17 protein-coding genes and 1 pseudogene are annotated in these 16,682 nt (G+C 69.4%); 11 read left to right on the forward strand and 7 right to left on the reverse strand.

Annotated elements, in window-relative coordinates; genetic code table 11:
- Positions 1-70 precede the first annotated feature (70 nt).
- Both GPZ80_RS10165 and GPZ80_RS33655 read right to left on the reverse strand, forming a co-directional pair.
- Positions 71-1,807 carry an ABC transporter ATP-binding protein gene (locus GPZ80_RS10165; RefSeq protein WP_187220047.1) on the reverse strand — a complete coding sequence of 579 codons (1,737 nt, stop codon included), beginning with the start codon at positions 1,805-1,807 and terminating at the stop codon, positions 71-73.
- A 144-nt stretch (positions 1,808-1,951) separates the two neighbouring features.
- Entirely contained in the window at positions 1,952-3,799 is a 1,848-nt protein-coding gene (locus GPZ80_RS33655) for an ABC transporter ATP-binding protein (protein ID WP_187220048.1), read from the reverse strand.
- Between the two features lie 685 nt (positions 3,800-4,484).
- Here GPZ80_RS33655 and GPZ80_RS10175 point away from each other — a divergent pair.
- Genes GPZ80_RS10175 through GPZ80_RS10210 form a run of 8 tightly spaced genes read left to right on the forward strand, consistent with a single transcriptional unit; the run spans position 4,485 to position 11,442 of the window.
- Positions 4,485-5,861, forward strand: coding sequence for an AMP-binding protein (locus GPZ80_RS10175; RefSeq protein ID WP_187220049.1), 1,377 nt, complete (start codon positions 4,485-4,487; stop codon positions 5,859-5,861).
- A complete protein-coding gene (locus GPZ80_RS10180) occupies positions 5,845-6,114 on the forward strand; it encodes a phosphopantetheine-binding protein (protein ID WP_187220050.1) in 270 nt (89 codons plus the stop codon). Before GPZ80_RS10175 ends, GPZ80_RS10180 begins: the two co-directional genes overlap by 17 nt.
- A complete protein-coding gene (locus tag GPZ80_RS10185) occupies positions 6,111-6,485 on the forward strand; it encodes an ectoine synthase (RefSeq protein ID WP_187220051.1) in 375 nt (124 codons plus the stop codon). Before GPZ80_RS10180 ends, GPZ80_RS10185 begins: the two co-directional genes overlap by 4 nt.
- A gap of 18 nt (positions 6,486-6,503) precedes the next feature.
- A complete protein-coding gene (locus GPZ80_RS10190) occupies positions 6,504-7,643 on the forward strand; it encodes an acyl-CoA dehydrogenase family protein (protein WP_187220052.1) in 1,140 nt (379 codons plus the stop codon).
- Between the two features lie 16 nt (positions 7,644-7,659).
- Positions 7,660-8,334, forward strand: a complete 675-nt coding sequence (locus tag GPZ80_RS10195) for a transglutaminase-like domain-containing protein (protein ID WP_187220053.1) — start codon at positions 7,660-7,662, stop codon at positions 8,332-8,334.
- Positions 8,335-8,358: 24 nt separating this feature from the next.
- Complete coding sequence (locus GPZ80_RS10200) at positions 8,359-9,723, forward strand: TrpB-like pyridoxal phosphate-dependent enzyme (protein WP_187220054.1); 1,365 nt, start codon at positions 8,359-8,361, stop codon at positions 9,721-9,723.
- Positions 9,724-9,735: 12 nt separating this feature from the next.
- Entirely contained in the window at positions 9,736-10,650 is a 915-nt protein-coding gene (locus tag GPZ80_RS10205; RefSeq protein WP_187220055.1) for a DMT family transporter, read from the forward strand.
- A gap of 9 nt (positions 10,651-10,659) precedes the next feature.
- Positions 10,660-11,442, forward strand: coding sequence for a maleate cis-trans isomerase family protein (locus GPZ80_RS10210; RefSeq protein ID WP_187220056.1), 783 nt, complete (start codon positions 10,660-10,662; stop codon positions 11,440-11,442).
- On the opposite strand, the gene GPZ80_RS10215 is transcribed toward GPZ80_RS10210, so the two are convergent.
- Positions 11,418-12,263 carry an NmrA family NAD(P)-binding protein gene (locus GPZ80_RS10215; protein ID WP_187220057.1) on the reverse strand — a complete coding sequence of 282 codons (846 nt, stop codon included), beginning with the start codon at positions 12,261-12,263 and terminating at the stop codon, positions 11,418-11,420. The genes GPZ80_RS10210 and GPZ80_RS10215 overlap by 25 nt on opposite strands.
- 34 nt (positions 12,264-12,297) lie before the next feature.
- On the opposite strand from GPZ80_RS10215, the gene GPZ80_RS10220 reads away from it, so the two are divergent.
- Positions 12,298-12,702, forward strand: a complete 405-nt coding sequence (locus GPZ80_RS10220; RefSeq protein WP_187220058.1) for a CoA-binding protein — start codon at positions 12,298-12,300, stop codon at positions 12,700-12,702.
- 105 nt (positions 12,703-12,807) lie between these two features.
- Complete coding sequence (locus tag GPZ80_RS10225; RefSeq protein WP_187220059.1) at positions 12,808-13,338, forward strand: AMIN-like domain-containing (lipo)protein; 531 nt, start codon at positions 12,808-12,810, stop codon at positions 13,336-13,338.
- Between the two features lie 255 nt (positions 13,339-13,593).
- On the opposite strand, the pseudogene GPZ80_RS10230 reads toward GPZ80_RS10225, so the two are convergent.
- Positions 13,594-13,978: pseudogene (locus GPZ80_RS10230) on the reverse strand (GTP-binding protein); the annotation flags it as partial.
- A complete protein-coding gene (locus GPZ80_RS10235) occupies positions 13,959-14,144 on the reverse strand; it encodes a DUF742 domain-containing protein (protein WP_187220061.1) in 186 nt (61 codons plus the stop codon). The gene GPZ80_RS10235 and the pseudogene GPZ80_RS10230, both read right to left, overlap by 20 nt.
- A 359-nt stretch (positions 14,145-14,503) precedes the next feature.
- On the opposite strand from GPZ80_RS10235, the gene GPZ80_RS10240 reads away from it, so the two are divergent.
- Positions 14,504-15,364, forward strand: a complete 861-nt coding sequence (locus GPZ80_RS10240; RefSeq protein WP_187220062.1) for a poly(ethylene terephthalate) hydrolase family protein — start codon at positions 14,504-14,506, stop codon at positions 15,362-15,364.
- A gap of 216 nt (positions 15,365-15,580) precedes the next feature.
- Here GPZ80_RS10240 and GPZ80_RS10245 read toward each other — a convergent pair whose 3' ends face one another.
- Together GPZ80_RS10245 and GPZ80_RS10250 are read right to left on the reverse strand one after the other, a co-directional pair.
- Positions 15,581-15,964: a hypothetical protein gene (locus GPZ80_RS10245; protein WP_187220063.1), complete on the reverse strand. Its 384-nt coding sequence runs from the start codon at positions 15,962-15,964 to the stop codon at positions 15,581-15,583.
- Between the two features lie 246 nt (positions 15,965-16,210).
- Complete coding sequence (locus GPZ80_RS10250; RefSeq protein WP_187220064.1) at positions 16,211-16,579, reverse strand: YciI family protein; 369 nt, start codon at positions 16,577-16,579, stop codon at positions 16,211-16,213.
- Between the last annotated feature and the right edge of the window lie 103 nt (positions 16,580-16,682).

Below are 16,682 nucleotides of genomic sequence, written 5' to 3' on the forward strand. Positions count from 1 at the left end.
CGGTGTGAGTGGGTTCGCGGCGCGGATCCACTCACACCCGAGGGTGCGGCCGCCCACCAGTGACCGCAGCTCATGAGTCTTGCGCGGCGGTGTACGCGCGGCTCTGGGTGCCGTAGAGCTCGGCGTACGGGCCCGCGCGCTCCATCAGCTGGGCGTGAGTGCCCTCCTCGGCCACTTCGCCGTCCGAGAGCACCACGATGTGATCGGCCATGCGCACCGTGGAGAACCGGTGCGACACCAGCAGGGTGATGGCGCCCTCCGCGCCACGGCCCGCGCTGTCGGCGCCCACGAATCGCTCGTAGAGATCGTGCTCGGTCTGCGGATCCAGGGCCGCCGTCGGCTCGTCGAGGATCCACAGCAGCGACTCCCCGCGCATCATCGCCCTGGCGAGCGCCACCTTCTGCCACTGACCCCGCGACAGCTCCGCGCCGTCGAAGATCCGGCCGAGTTGGGAGTCCAGGCCCGCGGGCAGCCGGTCGACCACGGCTTGCGCGTGCGCGGACTCGACCGCCCGCGCCACCGCGTCGGGATCGTCGGCGCGCGGCAGGTCGCCGATGCCGATCGCGTGTCGGGCGCGCCAGGCGTCGAGGTCGAGTCGCTTGAGCGCGACGCCATCGACGGCGATCTCCCCGGCCGTGGGCTCGTACATGCCGGTCAACAGTTTGACCAAGGTGGTCTTGCCCGCCCCGTTGACACCGACGATCGCCACCGTCGAGCCCGCGCGCAGCTCGAGGTCGATCTCGCGCAGGATCGTGTTGTCCGTCCCCGGGTAGGTGAAGCTGACGCCGCGCAGCGAGATGCCTCGGGTCAGCCCACGCGGCGCGGGCTCGGTGCCGGTGTGCGACTGCCGCTCGGCGTGGTCCTCCAGCCACCAAAGGCGCCGCATGGTGTGCCTGCCCTCGGCGAGTTGGCTCGCGCCGGTGACCGTGGCCTGCAGCTGCATCCGAAGGTACCCGGAAAGACTCGCGACCATCAGCAGGTCGCCGACGGTTCCGCTGCCCCGCGCCACCAGGTGCGCGACGAACGCGAGCGCACCGACGTAGCCCACGGCGAAACAGCCCCAGCCCGCCGCCTGCCACAGCGCCGCGCGTCCCTGCGCGCGGACCAACACCGCCGTGGCGGATTCCCAGTACGCGTCCGCGCGTGCGCCGATCACCCGGTGGCTTTGGCTGATGCGCAACTCCTTCGCCGCCTCCGCCTCGGTGCCCAGCCGGTGCAGGTGCTCCTCGCGCCGCTCGGCGTCGGCCATACGGTCCCTGGCCTGCCCGAGGAGCCTCGATGCGCGTCGGGAGAACACCAGCGGCGGCACGGCGAGCAACACCAGCAAGGCGAGCGCGGGGTGCACGTCGGTCAGCAGCCAAACACTGAGCCCGAGGCTGAGCATCGACGATCCAGCGCCCACCGCGCCCCAGCAGGCACCGGCCAAGGTCTCGGTGCCCGATCGGATGGAGCTGAGCCGATCGAGGAACTCCGGGCGCTCAAGGTGTTCCAGTGTCGGCGTCCTGGACGCGAGGCCGAACAATCGCTGGGAGAGCACCAGGTCCACACGTTCGGTCAGGTCGACCTGCAGGTTGTGCTGCACCCGCAGCACTGCCGCGATCATGGCGTAGGCGACCGCTCCGACGACGACGGCGAGCCACAAGGCGGCGGTGCTCGACGAATTGGCCAACTGGCGCACACTGAGCCCGCTGGCGGCGACCGACAGGGCGTTGACGCACGCGAGGACCAGAACGGCGCTGGTGGCGCGAGGATCGGCGGCGTAGGCGATACGCAGGATTCCTGTCACCACCGAGGGACGCCCGCTCATGCGGCCACCTCACAGGTTCGGTGACTCCACTCGCGAAGGCACTGTGACACTGATTCACTCGCAAGCTCGCTCATACGGCCACCTCACAAGCTCGGTGACTCCACTCGCGAAGGCACTGTGACACTGATTCACTCGCAAGCTCGCTCATACCACCGTCCACTCGGTCTCGTCGGCCACGAACCGGCTCGCCTGCAACTGGTAGAGGTCGGCGTAGTCGCCGCCGAGGTCCATCAGCTCGCTGTGGCTGCCCGCCTCGGTCGTGCGCCCACCCTCCAACAGGACGATGCGGTCGGCTCTGCGCACGGTGGACAGCCGGTGTGAGATGAGCACGACCGTCGACCCGCGCACTCCCGAGACCGCGGCGACGACCCGGTCGTAGAACTCGGTCTCGGCGCGGACATCGAGGTGGGCGGTCGGCTCGTCCAGCACCAGCAGGTGCCTTCCGTGGGCGACCGCGAACAGCGCCCTGGCGATGGCGATCCGCTGCCACTGGCCGCCGGAGAGGTCGACCCCGCCCGTGTGCTCCCTGGTCAGCAAGGTGTCCAGCCCGTCGGGCAGCCGCTCGATCAGCTCGCGGGCGCCCGCGGCGTCGGCGGCGGAAAGGATGGCCGCGTCGTCGGCGTCGACTTCGGGGGCGCCGAGAGCGATGTTCTCGCGGGCGGTGAGCGGATAGTGCAGGAAGTCCTGGAACACGGGCGAGACCCGACGCCGCCAGGAGTCGACGTCGAAGTCGGCGAGGTCGACGCCGTCGAGTGTGATCGACCCCGCCGTGGGGCTCTGCAGCCCGGTGAGGAGCTTCAGCATCGTGGTCTTGCCCGCACCGTTGCGCCCGACGATCCCGAGGACCTCGCCGGGCCGGATGTCGAGGTCCAGTCCGTCGAGGACGACGCGGTCCGATCCGGGGTACCGGAATCCCGTTCCCTTGAAACAGATGTGGGTGGGTGCCGTGGGCGCGGGGAGAGTCCCGCCCGAACCGCCCTCGGCGGCGCTCGGGTGTGCGGCCAGCCGTTCGAACGCCCGCAGCGCCCCGACCGCGTACTCGATGTCGAACGCCTCGTGTCCCATGGCGCCCGCGGTGAACACGCCCCACGCGGCGAGCACCATCGTGATCAGCTCGCCCGCCCCGATCTCGCCCGCGGCGAGGGCGGCACCCGGCAGGGAGAGCGCGGCGAGTCCCGCGCCCAGGGCGAGCAGGAACGTCCACCACTGGCGGCGCAGGATGCCACGGCGCTCGGCCCAGATCTCGGTCAGCCAGGCTCGCCCGTGGTCGGTGTGCCGCTCGGTCATCCACACCCCGAGGCCGAAAAGCCGGATCTCCTTGGCATCCCGTGGACCGCTCAGGGTGTCTGCCCAGTACTTCATCCGGCGCCGGTCGCCCGACCGCGAGTCCCAGATCCCGCCGAGGCGAACCCACTGGCGGCGGATGCCCGCACGCATCAGCAGCGTTACACCCAGCAGCCCGACAGCCAGCACAGGGGCGTACCAGGCGAGCACGAACGCGGACAGAGTCGCGCCGAGCAGGCGCCCTGCCAGAGTGAGTTGACCCACCGCGCCGGTGCCAGGGGTGCGCGTACGCCAGCCGCCCGCTTCCGAGACCCTGGCGACGTCGTCGGCGTAGCCGACCTCGTCGAGGTGGGCGATCCCCCGGGGTCCGGTCACCCGCCGTCGGAGTTCGGAGCGCAGCCTGCCGTCGATCCGGCGAACCGCCAGCAGGTCGAGCGGCTCCCTGGCGATCTCGACGCACTGCCCCAGCAGGACCAGGACCGCGACCAGCGCCAGCGGCGCCACGATCCCGCCCGCACCCGCGGTGTCCAGCGCGCTGGTGAGCAGCCAACCCGTCGCGACGGCGATGCCGCCTGGGGCAAGGCTCCCGAGCAGGTGCGCGCCCACCAACGCGCCCAGCACACCACGGCCCGCCCCGGGCAGCAGGGCGAGCAGCGCGCGACGCAGGCGCAACACCTCAAGCCGGTGCCCGACCTCGGCACGCCTCACGCGGAAACCCTCAGTGTGAATACCGCATACCCCGCCCGCGAATCGCCACCAACGCGTGTAAGCACTTCAGCATTCCCCCAGAACGCCCTTGGACCAACTGCTCCCCAATCCCTGGCAAGACCATTGCCGAGCCCGTCCCCACTGTCAAGTTCGAGGCGAGACCACCCGCCGGACGCGGGTCAAGCACTCCGGCACGGCCGCGAGATCCGCACCTAGTTCGCTCGTACCAGTTGCCGCTGAGGCATTAAGCGTAATGGCGTTGCACCCTCGTCACCGTTCCCATTTGTCTTACGCAATTCTGTGTATGTCCCCACCCGACGAGTTGTCGTCACTTTGGCGATTGAGCATGCCGAATCACTAGGCCGATCAGGACGACTGTTCACCCGTAAAGCCCAAGTCCAGCCGTCCGGATTGGACCGGTTTGTCGACACAGGGCGACCGTATCAGCGGCACCTCCATTCAGGTGATCACCCGGTTGGAGGTTTGGCGTGGGCCGATTTCGTAGCTAGTGTTTGGCCCGCGACGGGCCGGGAATTCTCCCCCGAACGCGGTCCTCAATGTCGTTTAACAATGTCGTTATTCGCCGAACTCGTTGTCGGCCGTGAATGTCGGGAGAATGATGTCTGACGCGCCGGCAGGACATTTATGGCCTGGCGATTCCGCCACGGCACTTTCGTGGCAAGGGGTGGCCATCGGATACCGTGACCTGCGGTCCAAGGTCGCCAGAGCGGCCGAATTGCTGGCCGGACTGCCGGGCGAGGAGCCCCTCGCGATCATCTCGCACAAGTCGCCAGAAGGCCTCGCCCTGGTCGCCGCGAGCACCCACCTCGAACGCCCCTGCCTGCTGTTGCCGGTCGATCTTGGCGCGCGGAGCCGCGCGGCCCTGCTCGACCAGGCCGGATGCCGATTCCTGCTGCGCGCGGACACCCACGCCGTCGAGGAGGTCCGCGCGCCCGCGGCGGCGCCGAACCTCGACGGTGTCAGCCTGCTCCTGACCACGTCCGGGTCGACCGGGATCCCCAAGATCGTCCCCCTGCCGCGCAACGCTACGGCGGCGTTCATCGACTGGGCGGCCACAGAGTTCGGCATCGGGCCGGGAACGGTGGTGTTCAGCTATGCCCCGCTGAACTTCGACCTCAGCCTGCTCGACGTGTGGACCACGCTGGCCAAGGGCGGGCACGTCGTGCTGGCCGAACAGGACCGGGCGGTGGACGGCAAGTACCTGCTCGGGGTCTTCACCGAAGCCGCTGTCGAGGTCGTGCAGGCCGTCCCACTGTTCTTCCGCCTGCTGCTCGACGCCGCCGACGGCCGAAGCTTCCCGGCCGTGCGCGAACTGGTCTCGACCGGCGAGGCGATGCCGCCCGCGCTGGCGGCTCGGTTGCCCGAGGCGTTCCCCAACGCCCGCCTGCGCAACGTCTACGGATCCACCGAGACCAACGACAGCTTCATCCACGACATTGACCCGGTCGCCGGGGTGGCCACGCCGATCGGCAGACCGATCGACGGCGTGCGGGCGCTGGTCGTGCGCGATGGACAGGTGGTCACCGGGGCGGGCTCGGGCGAGTTGTGGACCGCGACGCCCTTCCAGTCCGGCCGCTACCTCGACCCCGCGCTCACCGCCCGCGGCTGGGTCGACGCCCCGACCGGCGATGGCACTTACTTCCGCACCGGCGACAACGTGACCCGCGACGCCGACGGCGTGCTGCGGCTCGACGGCCGGTCCGACTTGCAGGTCAAGGTGCGCGGCGTGCGGACGAACCTGCTCGAGGTCGAGCACGTCGTCACCGCGCACCCCGCGGTCCACGAGGCGGTCGTGCTCGGCCTGCCCGACGACGTCGCGGGCCACCGGCTGCACGCGGTGGTCCGGCTGTGTCCGGACGCCACGCTCAACAGCCTCCAGCTGCGACAGCACTGCGCGACGCGGCTGCCCCGGACGGCCATTCCGTCCACTATGGACATCGTGTTCGATCCGTTTCCCGTCAGTCCCAACGGGAAGGTCGACCGCGCGGCAGTACAGGCATCCCTGCGTGAAGGAGTTCGAGAACATGTCGCGGCTCGCTGAGATAAAACGGTTCGTGCTGGACGAGTTCGCCCCCGATGTCGTGGCCGACGACCTGGCCGACGACTTCGACCTGCTCGACAACGGCATCGTCGACAGCCTCGGGCTGCTGAGGCTGATCGCCTGGGTCGGCGAGCGCTACGACATCGCGGTCGACGAGGTCGAACTGACCCCCGACGACTTCCGCTCGGTCGAGGCCATCGCCCACTTCGTCGACTCCCACCTCCCCTTATTGGCCCAGGAGGGCTTGCGATGATCGTGCGTGCCAGATCCGAGGTGAAGTGCGTCGACTGGGGCAATGGACTCAGCTACCGCTTCCTGTTGGATGCCGACGGGATGGGCTTCACCGTCGCGCACACGGTGGTGCGGGCCAACACCAAGTCGCGCCTGCAGTACCGGCTGCACCTGGAGGCCTGCTACTGCATCGCGGGCGCGGGCGAGGTACAGACCCCCGACGGCCGCTCCTACCGGATCGAGCCGGGCGTGCTCTACGCGCTCGACCAGCACGACGCCCACTTCCTGATCGCGGACCCGGACACGGACCTCGAGTTGATCAGCATCTTCAACCCGCCTCTGCGCGGCGACGAGCGGCACAACCTGGATGCCGACGGGTTCTCCCAGTACTGATTCGGCGAGGAGCATGTGGTGATCGACTGGAATGACGAGCAGCGGGCGCTGCGCAGGACCATGGTCGATCTCGGGGAGAAGCTGGGCGCCGGTCACGTCGAACGGGACCAGGCGGGCGAGTTCGACCGGTCCGCCTGGGACCTCGTGCGCGACACCGGCCTGCTCGGGTTGCCGTTCGACCCGGCCTTCGGCGGGCTGGGCGCGGACCTGCTTACCACGATGTACGTCCTGGAGGGACTCGGGGAGAGCTGCCGCGACGGCGGGTTCAACTTCTCGGTGTCGACCCACATGGTCAGCACCGGCGTGGCGTTGCAGCGGTTCGGCTCGGCGGCGCTCAAGGCCAAGTACCTGCCGATGGTGTGCGACGGCTCGGCGATCGGCGCGCACGCCATCACCGAACCCGACGCCGGGTCGGACATGATGGCGATGCGCACGACGGCGAAGGCCGACGGTGACGTGTTCGTCCTCAACGGCAGCAAGGCTTTCGTCAGCAACGGCCCGATCGCCGGGCTGTACGTGGTCTACACGCTGACCGGGAAACCGGGCAGTCCCGGGGCGATCACGGCTCTGCTCGTCGAGCGGGACACCCCAGGCCTGCACGTGGGCAAGCCGGTGGCCAAGATGGGCCTGCGGACCTCGCCGCTGTGCGAGCTGTTCTTCGACGACTGCAGGGTCCCGCGCGCGAACGCGGTCGGCGGGGTCGGATCCGGCTTCCTGGTGCTCGACCACGTGATGAAGTGGGAGATCCTGGTCTCGTTCGTCATCAACACCGGCGAGATGCGGCACCGCTTCCAGTCCTGTGTGGACTACGCGAGAACACGGGAGCAGTTCGGTCAGCCGATCGGGTCGTACCAGTCGGTGTCCAACAAGATCGTCGACATGTTGGTCGGCCTCGAGACCTCGCGCAAGTGGCTCTACGACACCGCCGCGAAGCTCGTCCGACGGGAGAACGTGACCACCGACATCGCCATCACCAAGCTGGTGGTGAGCGAGGCCAACGTCGCCTCGGCCATGGCCGCCGTGCAGATCCACGGCGGCTACGGGTACCTGGCCGAGTACGGGATCGAGAAGGAACTGCGCGACGCCGTGGCGGGCCCGATCTACTCGGGCACCTCCGAAGTCCAGCGCCAGCGCATCGCCGCGATGGTCGGCCTGTGAATCACGAGGGGGAAGCATGACCGAATCCACGGTCCAAGTCACCGACGAGGACCTGCGGGAGACCGAGTTCCTGGACTTCACCAGCCCGGTGGTCCAGGCGTTCATCGAGAAGGCGCTGCGCGGCAAGGGCGACCCGACCGACGAGATCGAGCGCGCCGTCGCACTGTACTACGCGGTGCGCGACGGCCTGCACTACGAGGTCTACGGGGCGGACGCCGCCCGCGGCGCGTTCCGCGCGAGCGCGATCATCCAGCGCGGCATGGGCTTCTGCGTGCACAAGTCGATCGTGTACGCGGCCGCCGTGCGCGCGCTGGGCATCCCGAGCCGCATTGTCTACGGCGACGTCCGCAACCACCTGTCCTCACCCCGACTACGTGAACTCGTCGGCGGGGACGTCTTCTGCTTCCACAGCCTCGCCTCCGTCTTCCTCGACGGCAAGTGGGTGAAGGCCACGCCGGTGTTCAACAAGCTGCTCTGCCGCGTCTACCGGATCGCCCCGCTGGACTTCGACGGCCGCACGGACAGCCTCTACCACCCGTACGACGAGGAAGGCCGCAGGCACATGGAGTTCCTGCGGATGCGCGGCGAGTTCGCCGACTTCCCCTACGAGACCGTCGTCGAGGGCATCAGCCAGGCGCATCCGCTGCTGTTCAAGGCCGAGGGCTCGCTCGCCACCGAAGCCGTTCGCTAGCAACGCACACTAAGGACGAAGCACATGACCGACCCGATCAAATACGAGCTCGGCGAGTCGGAGATCCCCCGCACCTGGCTCAACCCGGCCGCCGACATCGGCGAGGTGGCCCCCATCATCGACCCGGTGAGCCGCAAGCCGGTGAGTTTCGACGCGCTCGCCGCGACGATGGCGCCGCCGCTGGTCGAGCAGGAACTGAGCACCGCGGACGAGTTCGAGATCCCCGAGCCGGTTCGCCAGCACTACGCCAAGTGGCGCTGCACCCCGCTCTACCGCGCCCGCGCCCTGGAGCAGGCGCTGGGCACGCCCGCCCGGATCTACTACAAGTACGAGGGCGTCGCGCCCACCGGCAGCTTCAAGCCCAACACCGCGATTCCGCAGGCGTACTACAACAAGCTCGCGGGCAAAACCGGCCTGGTCGGCGAGACGGGCGCGGGCCAGTGGGGCAGCGCGGTCGCGCTGGCCGCGGCCTTCTTCGGCATGGCGGCGAAGGTCTTCATGGTCAAGGTCAGCTTCGAGCAGAAGCCCTACCGCCGCACCCTGATGGAGACCTACGGAGCGACCTGCTCGGCCAGCCCCAGCACCGAGACCGAGGCGGGCCGCACGATCCTGGGCGAACGCCCCGACCACCCCGGCAGCCTCGGCACCGCCAAGTCGGAGGCACTGCAGTTCGCCTTCGCCAACCCCGACTACGGCTACACCAGGGGCAGCGGGCTCAACCACGTGTGCGCCCACCAGTCGGTCATCGGCCAGGAAGCGATCAAGCAGATGGAACTCGCCGACGACTACCCCGACATCGTCGTCGGCGCCGCGGGCGGCGGCAGCAACCTGGCGGGCCTGGCCTTCCCCTTCCTGCGCAACAAACTGCGCGGCGGTCCGGACCTGCGGCTCATCGCCGTCGAGCCCGCCGCCTGCCCGACGCTCACCCGCGGCCGCATCGCCTACGACCACGCCGACTCCCAGGGCCTGACGCCGCTGTTCCGCATGCACACCCTGGGACACAAGTTCGTCCCGCCCGCCTTCCACGCGGGCGGCCTGCGCGCGCACAACATCGCCCCGATGATCAGCCGCGCCGTCGAGGACAAGCTGATGGAAGCGGTCTCGGTGCGGCAGAACGACTGCTTCGAGGCGGGCGTGCTGTTCGCCAGGACCGAGGGCATCGTGCCCGCCCCCGAGTCGACGCACGCGATCCGCGGCGCCATCGACGAGGCCATCCGCTGCCGCGAGGACGGCACCAGCAAGGCCATCCTGCTCGGGCTGTCGGGACATGGGGACTTCGACCTTGTCGCCTATCAGCGCTACCTTGCCGGGGAACTGCCCGACGACGCGCTGTCCGACGAGGTCCTCGACTTCGGGCTGGCCAGCATCCCAGCCCTCGCCCACGTTTAAGGACCGCACAAGATGAGTCGTGTGAACCTCCTGCTGTTCCTGCTGCTCGCCGCGATCTGGGGCGCCAGCTACACCTTCATCAAGGTCGCGGTCGGCGGCCTGACCCCGGCGCAACTGGTGTTGGTGCGGGTGGTGCTGGGCGCCGCGGTGCTCTACTCGGTGCTGCGCTTCACCGGCGGCAGGCTGCCGAAGGCGCTCGTGGTGTGGGGACACATCGGCGTCACCGCGGTCCTCGGCATGGTCGCGCCGTTCCTGCTGCTGGCGTGGGGTGAACAGCGCACCACCGCGGCGATGGCGGGCGTGCTCATCGCGGCGACCCCGCTGCTCACCCTGGCCGCGTCGACCGTCGCGCTCGACACCGAACGCGCCACCTGGCGCAAGATCACAGGCTTCGGCCTCGGCTTCGTCGGCGTCGTCATCGTGATCAAGCCGTGGGCCGAGGAGGGCGAACTGGGTTCGCTGCCCGGCCAGCTGGCCGTGCTCGGCGCGGCGGCGTGCTATGCCGCGCAGACGGTGTACGTGCGGAAGATGCTGTCGCAGAAGGGAATCCCGCCGCTGGTCTCGTCGACCACGCAGGTGATCGCGGCCAGTGTCCTACAGGCCGCCATCACCCCGTTCTTCGCCTGGCAGACCCCGGACCTGCGGGTGTCGGTCGTGGTCAGCATCGTGCTCCTCGGCGTGGTCGGCACCGGCGTCGCGTACCTGATCTACTTCCGACTCATCACCGACGCCGGAGCAGCCACCGCGTCCTCGGTCAACTACCTGGTGCCGATCACCGCCGTGGCGATCAGCGTCGGCCTGCTGGGCGAGCCGATCACCTGGAACATGATCGTCGGCACGCTCGTCGTCCTCGCCGCGCTCGCCTTCGCGGAGAACCGGTTGGCCACCAAGCCCGTCGCCGAACCGGCCAAGGCAGCCGCCGACTAGGGAGGTCCGATGCTCACCGACAGCTGGGGCTGGCGCGCGGCGTTCGGCATTCTGGTGATCGACCACGATCCCGTGGCCGAGGCGGAGTTCTGGGCGATGGCGCCCGCCGGGGTGGCGGTCAACGCGGCCCGCTTCGCCAGTCCCCGCAGGCCGGGGACCTCGGAGTACGGCGACCAGGCGCGGGAGGTGGCGCAGTCCCCGGACATCGCCCGCGGCCTGGACTGCTTCGGCGGGATGCGGCTCGACGCGATCTGCGTGTGCTTCACCACCAGCAGCTTCCTCGGCGGAGCGGAGTTCGACAAAGCCTTCGCCGAGCAGGCAAGCGTTCGCGCACAGGGCATCCCGGCACTGACGGCCGCCCAGGCGACCGTCGCGGCCATGGGCGCGGTGGGGATGACCGCGCCGTACGTCATGGTGCCGCCCTGGTTCAAGGACGAGATAGTGGCCGCGGGCAGGCAGTACCTGACGGCGGCCGGTTTCCCGCCGGTGGCGATGGACCGGTTGGACGTCGGCGGAACCCTGCGGCCATGGGAACTGTGGGACGCGGGGGCGCAGTGGGAGGTGCGCCCGGAACAGGTCTACCACCAGGTCCGGCGGATGATCCCAGCGGACGCCGACGGTGTGGTGATCGCGGGCAACGGCCTGCGGTGCGTCGACACCATCGGGCCACTGGAGGCCGACCTGGGAGTTCCGGTGGTCACGTCGAACCAGGCCTGCCTGTGGCACTGCCTGCGCACGGCGCGGGTGGATCCCGCGGGCGTGTCCGGTTACGGCCGCCTGTTCGCGGCGTAGTCCCGGGCGAAGTCGGACACCGAGTACGCGGGCCTGCCCACGACCCGCGGCACGGTGTCCGACACGGGCAGGTCCAGCCGCCCGTCCGCCACCTTGATCAGCGCCTCGGCGAGAAACTCGCCGTACCCGGTGGAGAACCCACGGCCGCACAAGAGGTCGACGAACTCCTCCCCCGACACGGGGACATACCGCATCGGAACCCCCAGCGCGTCGGCCAACGCCGCGGCGACGACGTGGTGGTCGACGGCCGCGGGCCCGGTGACCGGCAGCACCCCTTCGGGCCCACCCGGCGCCATGGCCGCCACAGCGACCGCGGCGACGTCCCGCGTGTCGACGAACGGGATCAGCCCATCGCCGGCGGGCAGCCGCAACTCGCCCACCTCAAGCATGCCTTGGAACGACCCGACGGTGAAGTTGTCCAGAAACCACGTCGGTCGCACCATCGCCGACCGGACCGGAAGGGCCGCGAGTGTCCGTTCGGCGACCTTGGTGGGATCGTCGTCCGTTGCGTGGTCGACGTCGATGGTCGAAAGCAGCGCGAGTTGGGGAACACCGGCCCGCACAGCAGCCTCGATGACCTCGGGCGCGCGTTCCGGTGCGCCCGGGTGGTTGAACGGAATGAGGATGTAGGCGGCGTCGCTGCCCGCGAAGGCGGGTTCCCAGGTGGCCGGGTCGTCCCACTCGAACGGAGTCCACTGACCGTGCGCGGCGGGCCGCCTGCCCGCGGCCCGCACCGTCCAGCCGCGTTCAGCGGCCTGCCGGGCGACGTGCCCGCCGGTCTTGCCGGTCGGCCCCATGACGGTGACGAGTCGATCTTCCACGGCCCTGACGGTACCAAGTGGCATGCTGGAGGGCATGCGACCAGAACCGTGGGGTGACCCGGACACAATCCGCTGGATCCTTGACGAGTGCCAGACCTGGGCCATCGTGGGTTTGGCGGACAACCCGTCCCGCGCCGCACACAGCGTGGCCAAGTTCCTTAAGCGGAAGGGAAAGCGGATCGTCCCGGTCCATCCCTCAGCGGAGACCGTCTGGGGCGAACCGGGCTATGCCTCCCTGAGCGACATCCCCTTCGAAGTCGACTGCGTCGACGTCTTCCGCCGATCCTGCGCCGCCCCCGCCTTCGCGGACGAGGCTGTCACGATCAGCGCGAAGGCCGTCTGGTTCCAACTGGGCGTGCTCGACCAGCCCGCCTTCGAGCGCACCACAGCCGCGGGCCTGCGCATGGTCATGGACCGCTGCCCCGCGATCGAGTGGTAACCCGACGGCGGCGCGGGAACACCACGCGGAGTCGCCGACAACCAAGCAACCGGCCGCGGCGATGGACGTCCTTCAAGGCAGCACTACTTCGTCGAGGAGGCCGTGATGAGGCGTTCCCTGGTGGTCATGGTGGCGATGGTCTTCGGTGTGCTCGTGGGGGTGCCCGCCACCGCGGGGGCCAGTACGCCGTACTGCGGGATCACCTGGGGCTCCCTGGCGAAGCAGGCAACCCCCGGTTCGACTGACGAGCTCTACGCCATCCGCACCGGCCGCCACACCTGCTTCGACCGCATGGTCCTCGACGTGCACGGCGACGTGCGCGGCTACTCGGTGCGCTACGTCGACGAGATCGGCAAGGACGGGTCGGGTGAGCTCGTTCCCGTGCGCGGCGGCGCGCGGCTCGAGGTCATCGCGAAGGTCCCGACAACACCGACGGACGCGATCTTCCTGCCGAACGGTGAACTCGCCGACGTCACCGGCTACAGCACTTTCCGACACGTCGCGTGGGCGGGGCAGTTCGAAGGGCAGACCACCATCGGGCTGGGCGTGCGCGCGCGCCTGCCGTTGCGGGTGCTCCTGCTCGACGGACCCGGCACCGGGTCACGCATGGTCGTCGACGTCGCCCACCGTTGGTAGCGGCGATCCAGGCAGGCGACGGCCTCGCCGATGGCCGACCGCACGCTCTCCGTGCCCCGCCCTCGCTGACAGCTGGTCGCCGTCTGCTGCCACTTGGGCGGTCAGCCCGAGCGCACTGCGGAGGCGCACCGCGCGCGGGATTTCCTTGAGCAGCTGTACCGTTCTCCGCTACCCGCTTGCCGGTTCGGCCCGGACGTCGCCACTCGGCACTGGATCAACGTCAAGGTCACCGCACCAGGCGGGCGACGCTCATCGCCGGCGTTCGAAGAAGTCGACGGCGGCGAAGCAGCTCCACAGCCTTCGGGTGTCGGCGAGGACCACGGCGCCGAGCGCGTAGGCCAGTTCGTCCCAGAGGAACCAGAAGCGGTCCCGGCCGGGGGTGCCGAACAGGTACAGCACCAACTCGTCGCTGATGGTGATGCGGCCGAAGTCCAACGCGACCGTCGTGGTGGTCTTGCCGGTGAGCCCCGTGAGGTCGACGATCCCTTTGCTCGCCTCGGAGATCGTCTCCTCCGTGCGCGGCGGCGGGATCTCGCTCACCGAGCCGATCAGGGTCATCTTGCCGACGCCGAACCCCGCCGGACACCAGGATCTTGACGGAGGCGCCCAGCGCATGGGCGTCAGAGCGCGCGGAGACCATCGAGCACCTTCTGCATCGTGAGGACATCGGGTGCCACGGTGGCGTTCCAGCCCGCGCGGTCTATCACGTACCGCCGCTGGATCAGGTCGGCGAGCAGCACCTTCACCACCCGCGGCGGAAGCCGGACTCCGGCCGCGGCCTCGGCACCGACTGCGGGTACTCGCACACCCGCGGCAGCCGCGCGGACTCGCCGTTGGACAGCGCGTAGCTGTGGGTGCCGTCGGTGCCTGCCAGACGGCGTCGACCTGTAGCGCGTGCACCTCGGGCGCCGCCGCGACCAAGGTGGCGACGTGGAACACGTATGTCTCTACGTCAAACGACCGATGCCTGATCAGCCCGCGCCACGGGAGGCTCGCGGTCTACGTGGAGGGGCCGAATTCCCGCCACGGAGAGTCGTACCGCGTTGAGTCGCAATCCGCGCGGTGCGTTTGTCCCTATCCATCACAAGCGGCCTTGCCGACGCGCCCGCGCGGGTTGGGGTGCTGATGCCGCCGACAACTGTTCGGCTGACGGAGGAATCGACAGATGCGGAAGTGGCGCAAACTAGGGGCCGCGGTGGGTATCGCGGCCATGATCGCTGCCGAGACCGGACTGGCGAACGCGGGCCCCGGCATGGAGGGCAATCCCTACCAGCGGGGCCCCGCGCCGACGACGGCGAGTATCGAGGCGCCCACCGGAGCGTTCGCGGTGTCCAACGCGTCGGTTCCCGGCGGGAACGGCTTCGGCGGCGGAACACTGACCTACCCGACCGACACCAGTCAGGGCACGTTCGGCGCGGTCGTGGTCACGCCGGGATTCCTCTCGCCGGAGATGAAGTGGTACGGCCCGCGGCTGGCTTCGCAGGGCTTCGTCGTGCTCACCATCGCGACCAACACGGCGGTGGACCAGCCGGGTGCGCGGGCGGCGCAAATGCTGGCGGCGTTGAGGTATCTGGTGGAGCAGAGCCCGGTCAAGAACCGCGTCGATGGCTCCCGGCTGGCGGTGATGGGCCACTCCATGGGCGGTGGCGGCTCCCTTGAGGCCGCGGAGGCATATCCTGCGCTCAAGGCCGCCATCCCGCTCGAACCGTGGGACCTGGGCAAGAGCTTCAGCGCGGTGCGCACCCCGACGCTGATCGTCGGCGGACAGAGCGACTGGATCGCACCGGTCGGTCAGCACGCCGTCCCGTTCTACAACAGCATTCCGGCGGGCGTGAACAAGGCCTACATCGAACTCGCGGGCGGAAGCCACTTCGTGCCGATGTCCCCGAACGTCACGATCGCGAAGTACAGCATCGCGTGGCTGAAGCGGTTCGTCGACAACGACACCCGCTACGACCAGTTCCTGTGCCCGGTCCCACAGGCTGCCGCGCTCTCGGTGTCCAAGGGGACTTGCCCGCACACCTGATCACCGAACGCCGCTGCCCCGCCTGGCCATGGTCCGGCGGGGCAGCGGCGTGGCTGAGGTTCGCTTCCGGTCACCGGCTGGGCGTCTCAGAGCCCCTACGCACAGCCAATCCGTGCGAGCGGCGGCCATGCCCAAGCCGATGTGGTCAACGGTCGCGGCGGGGACGAGTGTCATCGAGCCCGCGAGTCATCCGGCTGGTCCCCGCCCGCGTGCGACTCACGGCACCGAGCGACGCCGCGCTCCGCCGGGTGTCGGCGACACCGTCGACTCCAGGAGCCCAGCGGGATCCTCGGCGCTGATCGCCACGCCCTCGGACCGACTCCGCGCGACCAGGCCGGGATAGCCGTCGTCGGACCACTGGCCGTACTCGTCACTGAGGGCTTCGCTGAGATTGGTGACCCGGAGGACCTGGAACTGGCCCTCGCCGTCGAGGCTGACAACGGGCGCCGAGGCGAGCCGGAGGGCGTTCGGCCCACGCCGGTAACCGAACGCCTGACCCTCGTCCTCATCTTCACCAACCCACGTGACCAGCGCGGCCGTCTCCTCGATCGCCCGGACGTTGGCGGCGATGTCGGGATTCGCGAGGTCCTCGGCGGTCAAGCAGTTGGAGTCCAGCGCCGCGGCTGCTCGCCGCCGGCAAGCAGACGCAGGCCATCCGACCAGGGATTCGGCTCGCCCGCGTCCTGCGGACGGCGCCAAACGGCGAGATCTTCGGGAACCATCGACATACCTCTCGTGGTGGCATGCGGGGAATGCCTACGGGTTGGCGCGGCTCACCTACTCAACCCACGCCAACCCATAAGTCCGCAAGACCTGCCGATCAGCCCCGCGGTGCCAGTCGGACTGTCAGGCCGGGGGTTCCTCCTGGAGGGCACGGACCTCGATCCTGCTCCGTAGCGCCCGTGAGGCCTGCTTGGCCCATTCGATCGCGACGTCGTCGTTTTCGGCCTCGATGATCCAGAAGCCGCCGAGGTACTCCTTGGCGTCGACGAACGGGCCAGGGGTGAGGACGGGGCTGTCTCCGGTGTAGTCCACCGTGGTCGCGGTCGACGGCGGGTGCAGGCCGCCCGCGGTCACGAACGCGCCCGCTTCCTGGACGGCGGTGTTGAAGGCGCCGACTTCGGCCATGATCTCCTGCAGCTCCGCGGGGTCCATGTCCTCCATCGTCGGCTCCTCGGCGGAGTCGTGGGGCAGGCTCAGGAAGTACTTCGTCATTGCCGTCTCCGTTCGGGCGTCACTGGCTGATGCCGGAAACCCTAGGGCGGGGCTGCCCGGCGCGGCATCAGTCATCGTGACTGGTGTCCGGGGAACCGGTCAC

The organism is Actinokineospora xionganensis (genome assembly GCF_014323725.1).
Taxonomy (GTDB): Bacteria; Actinomycetota; Actinomycetes; order Mycobacteriales; family Pseudonocardiaceae; genus Actinokineospora; species Actinokineospora xionganensis.